The sequence below is a fragment of the Cupriavidus necator genome (genome assembly GCF_040578825.1).
Lineage (GTDB): Bacteria > Pseudomonadota > Gammaproteobacteria > Burkholderiales > Burkholderiaceae > Cupriavidus > Cupriavidus necator_E.
Window position 1 is genome coordinate 35740 of sequence record NZ_JBEFLI010000062.1, and the last position, 8691, is coordinate 44430.

The following is an 8691-nucleotide window of genomic DNA, read 5'->3' on the forward strand; positions in this document are numbered from 1 at the left end:
GCTCAAATAGCAAAGGCGGTGACCGTGCCACCGCCTTGCAAAAACCGGCGCCGCAGCGCCCTGGCGTGCCGTTAGCGCCGCGCCGGGCGCTATGTGTCGGGTGCGGCGTTGACTGGTGCGGCATGGGAATCCGGCGCGCCGCCGCACAGCCACGCCGTCATCCGTCCGGCGAGCACCGCCCCCAGCAGCGGCGCGACCCAGAACAGCCACAACTGGCTCAGCGCCCACCCCTGCACCATCAGCGCCGGCGCGGTCGAGCGCGCCGGGTTGACCGAGGTATTGGTCACCGGCATCGACACCAGGTGAACCAGCGTCAGCGCCACCCCGATCACGATCGGCGCGGTCTGCAGCCCGTCCGGACGTCGCGTCGCGGCCAGCACGATGCCGACGAAGGCAAAGGTCGTCACCACCTCGCAGGCAAAGCAGGCGAGCAGCGAATAGCCGTAAGGGGAATGCTCCGCATAACCATTCGCGGCAAGCGTGCTGCGCTCGATATCGAAGCCCGGCAGGCCACTGGCGATCATCGACAGCAGCCATGCCCCAATCGTTGCGCCAACGACCTGCACCAGCATGTAAGGCAGCACGTATCGCCACGAAAAGCGGCCGGCGACGGCCAGCCCAAGCGTCACCGCGGGATTCAGGTGCGCGCCGGAAACCGGTCCCACGGCATAAGCCATGGTCAGCGCGGCAAGCCCGAAGGCGAGCGAGACGCCAACGATGCCGATGCCGCCTTCCGGAATCGTGGCCGCCATGACCGCCGAACCGCAGCCCGCGAGGGTCAGCCAGAACGCGCCAAGGCCCTCGGCGAACAACTTGTGAAACAAGGACATGAATGGGTGAGGATGTGAGACACGGACACGCACGAAGCCGGCGCGCACGCATCTCGACATATTAGGAAGGGGGTTAACGGCGCTGGGTAGGAATATTCCGAATAGGTGCCCGATAAAGCGTTACCGGCGTGCGTAGCAGGTGCATCCGGAAGGGGATGCCGTGCCCGGTGAAGCGTCGGCAGCGAGATGCCAGTATGCCTGTTTCGCTTGCGGAAGGGCGCGTGGAACGGCGCGCGTGAGGTGCCCCGCGCTCCGAGCAGGCGCCGTAGATCTCATCGCGGCAAGGTCACGTCTGGAGCGTGTCGTCCGGCCGTGGCTGCAACTGGCCCACCAGCCCGGCCGCCGTCTGCGCCGCGCCCACCAGCGGCCCTTGCATGAAGTCGCAGCCCAGGTCGCGCAGGATGGTGAAATCGGCCAGCTGGCTGACCGCGGTTGCCACCACCCGCATATCGAGGCCCTTGGCCAGGTTCACCACGCCTGCCACCATTTGCTGGACGTACGGGTCGAAGGCCACCCCGTCGAGCAGGTCGGAGGTCAGTTTCAGTTCGCTGACGGGCAGGTTAACCAGCGTGGCGAAGGTTGCGCCGTCGTTGCCGCAGGACACCGCAAACTCAAGATCCTGCAGGCGCAGCTGCAATAGTGCAGGGGCGAGCCCGGACACATCGCGGCGGCCGCCGGACAGGTCAAGCTCGAACGTCAGGTCGCGCGGATGCAGGCCGCATTCCTGCAACGCGTCGGTCACCAACTCCGCGCAGTGGTCCAGTTCCAGCAATGCGAGCGGGAACGGACAGGAGATGGACGGATGGAAACCGTGCTCTCGCCAGAGGCCTAGCGCGCGTGAAGCATGCCCGAGCACGTGGCGGATCAGTTTGACGGCGGTGTCGGCGCCGGTGTCACCTGCGTGCTGGCGCGGCGCCGCGCGCTTGCCGTGCATGGGATCGGGCCACATGAGCACGGCTTGCGCTGCTGCGATATCCGCAAGGTGGGTCGCGCATGCCTGTGGCAGGTACCAGACCTCGGCCTGGCCGATGTCGAAGAGGGTGTCAATGCTGGCGTCGCATGGCGACGAATCGGCATGCGTCGGCGCACGCGGCATCGGCGCGGACACCTTGTCCCCCAGCAGCCCCTTCAGTGCCAGGCCGTTCATCGGCCCGCGCACGTAGCCACGGACCCTGACGCCACGGCGGTGCGCCACGCGCATGGCGGCGGTCAGCAGCGCCGGGTCGTCGGGCGTGGTCAGGATCAGGTCGGGTGGCTCGCTGCGCTCGGAAAGGGCGTTGATCAGCCGGACGATATCGGCATCCTTCAGCGATACGCCGCACAGCACAACGTCCCAGTCCGAGGTAGCGGTGCGCTGCAGCACGCCCTCGATATCGTCGACCGCCTCGCAGCGGATGCCGGCGGCACGTTGCAGGACTTTCACCGCATAAGCGCGCTCCATCGCGTGATGGAGCAGGACGAGCACGTTCGTTGTCATTCAGGGGGCTTCCCGGGAATTGGTGGAACCGATGGTTGCGACAGACACGGCGTACCGCGCAACCAGCAAGCCCGCGACAGGAACGGGGCCGCGCTTGCTGGCATCGGGTTCCCACGCCGCGTTGACTTCCTTAAGAAGATATGTTTGCTTTCGCCTTCCAAATATCGGATTAGTCCGAATCCACGGCATTGGCTCTTGCGGCGGCAGAGGCTGCGCCATATCGTTTGGCAATGGTTGACCCGCAAGCCAATTGAGCGCTCTCTCTACCATTATCGGAATATTCCGATAATCGGCATCAATGTCTGCCGGTGTTTTTCAGCGCAGCGCCGCGCAATCAATGGGCGAGCTCCGGAAGCCGCAGGTTGCGGCAAATGAGATTCCCCTGGTTGTCAATGCATCTGAATGAATGTAGAGGGCGAACCTCGCCGCGCCGGCATCGCGTGCAAACGCCGCGCTGCCGGCTATCGCATGGCCGGCGGCGGACAAGCGCGACGCCTGTTGCCGCCAACAAGGAAATCATCGCACTGTAATTCTAGGATTAGTCCGATAACGGCATGACGACTGCGCCGTTATCGTACAGCTGTCCCGGGCGGATCGGGTGTCGTCGCATACATAAGGCGTCGCGCTGATCGGCAGGACCAGGAAGCATTTCCCGGAATCCGGGAACGCTCTTTTGTCACCACTTATTTGAAAACTGCATCATGAAAATCAAGCTTCTCGCTGCACTGATCGTTGCCGGCACCGCCATGAGCGCGCAGTTCGCACACGCCACGGACGGCCTTATCAACTTTAAGGGCCTGATCACGCCCCAGACCTGTACGATCAACGGCAATGGCTCGGGCTCCAGTGACTTCACCGTGACGCTGCCGACGGTCTCGGTCGGGACCCTGAATCAAGCGGGCGCGAGTGCCGGCCGCACGCCGTTCAAGATCGCGCTGACGAACTGCACGCCGGAGAGCGGTACGGTCCACACCTTCTTCGAGGCGGGCCCGACCACCGACGCTGCCACCGGCAACCTGATCCTCGACGCCGGCGGTGCCAGCAACGTGCAGATCCGCTTGCTGAACGATAACTTCACGTACATCAAGGCAGGCTTTGCCGATGCATCGCAGCAGTTCAAGACGTTCTCCATCAGTGGTGGCAACGCAACCCTGTCGTATTACGCTGAATACGTGGCTACCGCCGCTGCGACCCCCGGCGAGGCCAACTCCAGGGTGATGTACACCATCGCGTACCAGTAAGGCTGTGCACAGCCGCGGAGCGCGTTACCGGCACGCTCCGCGGCCTCGTTTGCAAGGCGGCCGGTCCCTCCCATCCATCCCGCAGAACTCATGAATTCGACCCTCAAATCCTTCATCGCCGCCGGCCTTATCGTGCTTGGCCTGGCAGGTGCGATGCAGGCCAATGCCTCGGTGGTGATCGCGGGCACCCGGGTCATCTACAACGCCACGGACACGGAAACCACCATCAAGCTGACCAACGAGGGCAAGTCGCCCGCGCTGACGCAGGTCTGGCTTGACAAGGGCGACCCGAAGTCCGCGCCCGCGTCGATCGACGTGCCGTTCACGGTGACGCCTCCGGTGGCCCGTATCGATCCCGGCAAAGGCCAGACGCTACGCATTATCTATACCGGCGAGCCGCTGCCCCAGGACAAGGAAACCGTGTTCTGGCTCAACGTGCTCGAGATTCCGCCCAAGCCGGCCGCTGACGATGCCGGTGCCAACAAGCTGCAACTGGCTTTCCGCAGCCGCATCAAGCTGTTTTTCCGCCCGGCGGGCCTGAAGGACAGCGCCGAGGACGCGCCGGCGAGGATCGTCTGGCGCCTGACCCGCGCGGACGGCAAGCCCGGGATCGAGGCGCGCAACCCCACGTCGTATTACGTCTCCTTTGCTGGCGTGGACGTGTCCGGTGGCGGCAAGAGCGCCAGATTCGAAGAGGGCGGCATGGTTTCGCCGGGCGAGACCCGCGTCTTTCCGCTGACCGGCGATGCCGTGCCAGGGCCCGATGCCAAGGTGCATTACCACGCCATCAATGACTATGGCGGCGCGGTCAAGGGCGAGGCAGCGCTGGGCGCGCAGATTCCTCGCTAGTCCCGGGCCGGCTGGCCCGGCCAACTCCCTGATCCCTTTCCCTCTTGACGTATGCCGTGGCAGCGGCAGGGGCAAGTCTTGCCCGCGAACTGCCGGCAGTCTGGCACTGACAGCAATGAAAACGAAGAAGAGTCCTCACTTCCCCTCCCGGCTGCGGCCTGCAAGCGCGGTGATATTGTCGCTGTTTGCCGGCGCCGGCGCGTGGGCCGCAACCCCCGGCGCCGGTTCCACCCTGGTGGCCGAGGTGGAATTCAACGACACCTTCCTGCAGCAGCCGGGCGCCGGCAAGATCGATATCAGCCGCTTCAACAAGGGCAACCCCGCGCTGGCGGGGGATTACCGCGCAGACCTCTATGCCAACCAGATGTGGCTGGGCCGCGGCGAGGTGAAGCTGCGCCAGGTGGGCGGCGACCCACGCAACGTGCAGCCGTGCTTCAACCGCGCGCTGCTGGAGCGCATCGGCGTGGACCTCGACAAGCTCCAGCCCGGCGCCGCCGAGCGGCTGGAGAACGAGAACGCCTGCGCGCCGCTGCCGGAACTGGTCAAGGACGCCACGGCCAGCTTCGACAACAGTGAGCAGCGCCTGGACATTACCGTGCCGCAGATCGCCATGTCGCGCCAGGCGCGCGGGTATGTCGATCCCAAGTACTGGGACGACGGCGTGACCGCCGCCCGGCTGCAGTACAACGCCAACGTCTATCACACCGACATGCAGGGCGCGTCGAGCACGCAGAGCTATCTCGGGCTCAATGCCGGTTTCAACGTGGGCGCCTGGCGCTTTCGCCATCTTGGCAACCTGACCCATAACGAGCAGGTGGGCACCCATTACCAGAGCGTGCAGACCAGCCTGCAGCGCGCCATCACGCCGCTGAAGAGCCAGTTCACCATCGGCGATGCCTTCACCGAAGGCATCATGTTCGACAGCGTGGGCTTCCGCGGCGTGCAGTTGTCCACGGACGACCGCATGCTGCCGGAATCGCAGCGCGGCTATGCGCCGACCATCCATGGCATTGCCAACAGTAATGCGCGCGTGCAGATTCGCCAGAACGGCAACATCATCTACGAAACCACCGTCGCACCGGGTGCGTTCGAGATCAACGACCTGTATCCGACCGGCTACGGCGGCGATCTTGAAGTGATCGTGACCGAGGCCGACGGCAGCGTACATGTGTCCGGGACGCCGTACGCGGCGGCGGTCAACTCGCTGCGGCCCGGCGTGACCCGGTACAGCGTGACCGCCGGCCAGTACCGCAACACGTCCGTGCACCGCCATCCGATCCTGCTGCAAGCCACCATGCAGCACGGTTTCAACAACCTGATTACCGGCTACGGCGGCTTTACCGCGGCGGAGAACTACTGGTCGGCCGTCGCGGGTGTGGCGCTCAACACGGATTACGGCGCCTTCGGTGCCGACGTGACCCACGCGTCAACACGGCTGGCCAACAGTGTCACCCGCGACGGGCAAAGCGCGCGGCTGTCGTACAGCAAGCTGCTGACGCCGACCAACACCAACCTGACGCTGGCCGCGTACCGCTACTCCAGCAGCGGCTTCCTGAGCCTGGCCGACGCCGTCGCGCTGATGGACCTGGAAGACCGCGGCCTGGCCTTTGCCATGAACGGCATCCAGCGCGGACGGCTGCAGGTGACGATCAACCAGGCGTTGCCGCGCGGATACGGCTCGTTCTACCTTACCGGCTCGACCCAGGATTACTGGAACCGTGGCGGCAGGGATACGCAGTTCCAGGCGGGCTACAACAACAGCTACCGGCGCCTCAACTACGGCGTGTCGGCCTCGCGCCAGTTCAACATCACCACGGGCAGGTGGGACACGCGGGTGATGTTTACCGTCGGCATCCCGCTGGGAACCGGCCCGCATGCGCCATATTCGATGACCAGCCTGTCCCACGATACGCGCGGCGGCACTGCAGTCCAGGAATCCGTCACCGGCGCGCTCGGTGTGGACAATGCCTTCACCTACGGCCTGAACGCCGGCTACACCACCGGCGGCGACGCCGCCAGCGCGGGCAGCATCGGCGTGAATGCGGGTTATATCTCGCCGGTCGCCACGCTGACCGGCAGCGCCAGCACAGGGCGCAACTACACGCAGGCGTCGCTCGGCATCAGCGGCGGCATGGTGGCCTACGCCGGCGGGGTGGCCTTCACGCCCACGATTGGCGACACCATGGCGATTGTCGAAGCCAGGGATGCCGCGGGCGCGCGCGTCGCCAACGCCAGCGGCCTGCGGGTCGATCCGTGGGGCCATGCGATCGTGCCGACGCTCACCCCGTTTGCCTCCAACCAGGTCGAGATCGATCCCAAGGGCCTGCCGATGAGCGTCGAGCTGAAATCCACGCAGCAACATATTGCGCCGACCGCGGGCGCCATCGTCCGGATGAAGTTCGAAACCGCCAACCCCGGCCGCGCGGCGATCCTGCGTGCCACTGGCGCGGATGGCAAGGCGCTTCCGTTCGGCGCGGAAGTGACAGATGCGCAAGGCAATACCGTCGGTACCGTGGCGCAAGGCGGCCGCATCATCGTGCGCGGCCTGAAGAACGATGAGGGCCAGTTGACGGTGACGTGGGGCAAGCAGGCGTCCGAGACATGCGGGCTGGACTATGCGCTGCCCAAGGCCGACCCGAAAGCCCCTGTGCAGTACCAGATCATGGATGCAGGCTGCCGCTGAGGGAAAGGTGTTACCGGGACAGGTCTCCCGGAACAATGAAAGGAGTGAACATGGTTCTACATCGTCTCAGTAAGGTCGCTGATTCCCGGTGTTCAGGCAGCTCGCATGCACGACGCCCGACGTCACGGTCGACCTGGGCACGCACCAGCGCAGCGAGTTCACCGGCATCGGCAGCACCACGGCATCCACCTCGTTCAAGATTTCCGTGAACAACTGCCCCACCGGCATCAGACCGGCAACCCGCTCGTGGCCGGTTCGGCCAACACGTCGCTGACCTTCACCATGGATTACCAGTAGCGGCCCTTTGCCCTTTTGCGTGACGTGCGCGAAGCTTATTTGCGCGCGGCCAGCGCCTTCTGGATCGCGGCCTCCGTTTCCGCGTAGTTGCCTTCGCCGAAGTGCTTGTAGACCACGGTGCCGTTGGCATCGATCAGGTACAGCGCCGGCCAGTACTGGTTGCGCCAGGCGTTCCAGGTGGCATAGGCGTTGTCCTGCGCTACCGGGTAGCGGATGTCGAAGCGCTTGATCGCCGCCTGCACGTTGGCGGTGGACTTCTCGAACGGGAACTCGGGGGTGTGTACGCCAACCACCACCAGCCCCTTGTCGCGGTATTTGTCGTACCACTGCTTGACGTGCGGTAGCGTGCGGATGCAGTTGATGCAGGTGTAGGTCCAGAAATCGACCAGCACGACCTTGCCGCGTTGGCCCGCGACAGTCAGCGGTTCAGAGTTCAGCCACTTCTCGATGCCGGTGAACTCGGGCGCCTTGCCATAGTCGGCGGAGGCGGGAGTCGCGGCGGCGGCATGGGTGGCGGCGACGATGGCCGTGGTGGCCAGCAGGGTGCGAAGGATGCGGTGCATGGTTCAGGCTCCGGTCAGGGTGGCAGGAAAGACAGAGGTCAGCCAGGCGACGGCCAGGGCGTCGTACTGGTAGTACATGGCGATGGCGGTCACGACCACCAGCACGCCAAACGCTTGCTGCAGCCGCGGGGTGTAGCGCGCGACGCGGCGTACATGGGTGGTGGCGAACTGGCCGCCATAGGCGATCGCCAGCATCGGGATGGCAGCGCCGGCGGCAAATACCGCCAGCAGGGCGCCCGCGCGCTGCAGGTCCTGCGCCTTGGCCACCAGCGCCAGGATCGACGCCAGCACCGGCCCGGCGCACGGCGTCCAGACCACGCCCAGCGTCATGCCCAACACAAAGCCGCCGGCCACGCCGTTGCCGGAACGGGCACCGATGCCGGCCACGCGGTCGACCACGCCGCCGAACGGCGTCATCAGCCGCTCGAAGCCGGCGGGCCAGATCCGTGTCAGGCCGGTTACCAGCAGGAACACGATGGCGGCATTGCGGATCACGTTGTGGGCATCGACAAAGGCGCTCGACAGCGCGCCGAAGACAATGCCCAGCGCTGAAAACGCCGTGACAAAGCCCAGCGCGATCGCCAGCGGGCGCAGCCGGCTGGATTCGCCGAGCGAGCCGCTGAGCAGCATCGGCAATACCGGCAGCACGCAGGGCGAGGCAATGGTCAGCACGCCGGCCAGGAAGGCAAGGAAGACGTCAAGCATGGGCGTCCCCGGGGCGTTGGTGCCGCCTTGGGAATGGGGGGAGGGC

Annotated in this window: 7 protein-coding genes; 3 read left to right on the forward strand and 4 right to left on the reverse strand. The window is 65.5% G+C overall.

Annotated features, from left to right (window positions below; all coding sequences use genetic code 11):
* Positions 1-89: 89 nt before the first annotated feature.
* Both aqpZ and AB1I47_RS25330 read right to left on the reverse strand, forming a co-directional pair.
* The gene (gene aqpZ / locus AB1I47_RS25325) at positions 90-830 is read right to left on the reverse strand and encodes an aquaporin Z (RefSeq protein WP_354686455.1); all 741 of its coding nucleotides are present in this window, start codon (positions 828-830) and stop codon (positions 90-92) included.
* Positions 831-1116: 286 nt separating this feature from the next.
* Positions 1117-2307 carry an EAL domain-containing response regulator gene (locus tag AB1I47_RS25330; RefSeq protein ID WP_354686456.1) on the reverse strand — a complete coding sequence of 397 codons (1191 nt, stop codon included), beginning with the start codon at positions 2305-2307 and terminating at the stop codon, positions 1117-1119.
* 701 nt (positions 2308-3008) lie between these two features.
* Between AB1I47_RS25330 and AB1I47_RS25335 the strand changes: the two genes are divergently transcribed.
* From AB1I47_RS25335 to AB1I47_RS25345, 3 genes are all read left to right on the forward strand, one after another.
* Entirely contained in the window at positions 3009-3548 is a 540-nt protein-coding gene (locus AB1I47_RS25335; RefSeq protein WP_354686457.1) for a fimbrial protein, read from the forward strand.
* A gap of 90 nt (positions 3549-3638) precedes the next feature.
* Positions 3639-4397, forward strand: coding sequence for a fimbria/pilus periplasmic chaperone (locus tag AB1I47_RS25340; RefSeq protein WP_354686458.1), 759 nt, complete (start codon positions 3639-3641; stop codon positions 4395-4397).
* Between the two features lie 115 nt (positions 4398-4512).
* Positions 4513-7080: a fimbria/pilus outer membrane usher protein gene (locus AB1I47_RS25345; protein WP_354686459.1), complete on the forward strand. Its 2568-nt coding sequence runs from the start codon at positions 4513-4515 to the stop codon at positions 7078-7080.
* Between the two features lie 332 nt (positions 7081-7412).
* Here the strand turns inward: AB1I47_RS25345 and AB1I47_RS25350 are convergent, their stop codons facing one another.
* Both AB1I47_RS25350 and AB1I47_RS25355 read right to left on the reverse strand, forming a co-directional pair.
* On the reverse strand, positions 7413-7940 hold the full coding sequence (locus AB1I47_RS25350; RefSeq protein ID WP_354686460.1) for a thioredoxin family protein: 528 nt from the start codon (positions 7938-7940) through the stop codon (positions 7413-7415).
* Between the two features lie 3 nt (positions 7941-7943).
* A complete protein-coding gene (locus AB1I47_RS25355; RefSeq protein WP_354686465.1) occupies positions 7944-8645 on the reverse strand; it encodes a cytochrome c biogenesis CcdA family protein in 702 nt (233 codons plus the stop codon).
* Positions 8646-8691: the final 46 nt, after the last annotated feature.

Excerpts from the sequence above, each read along its gene's own strand:
- AB1I47_RS25335 (WP_354686457.1), top strand. The coding sequence starts at position 3,009 with ATGAAAATCAAGCTTCTCGCTGCACTGATCGTTGCCGGCACCGCCATG.
- AB1I47_RS25345 (WP_354686459.1), top strand. The coding sequence starts at position 4,513 with ATGAAAACGAAGAAGAGTCCTCACTTCCCCTCCCGGCTGCGGCCTGCA.
- AB1I47_RS25350 (WP_354686460.1), bottom strand. The coding sequence starts at position 7,940 with ATGCACCGCATCCTTCGCACCCTGCTGGCCACCACGGCCATCGTCGCC.
- AB1I47_RS25340 (WP_354686458.1), top strand. The coding sequence starts at position 3,639 with ATGAATTCGACCCTCAAATCCTTCATCGCCGCCGGCCTTATCGTGCTT.
- aqpZ (WP_354686455.1), bottom strand. The coding sequence starts at position 830 with ATGTCCTTGTTTCACAAGTTGTTCGCCGAGGGCCTTGGCGCGTTCTGG.
- AB1I47_RS25355 (WP_354686465.1), bottom strand. The coding sequence starts at position 8,645 with ATGCTTGACGTCTTCCTTGCCTTCCTGGCCGGCGTGCTGACCATTGCC.
- AB1I47_RS25330 (WP_354686456.1), bottom strand. The coding sequence starts at position 2,307 with ATGACAACGAACGTGCTCGTCCTGCTCCATCACGCGATGGAGCGCGCT.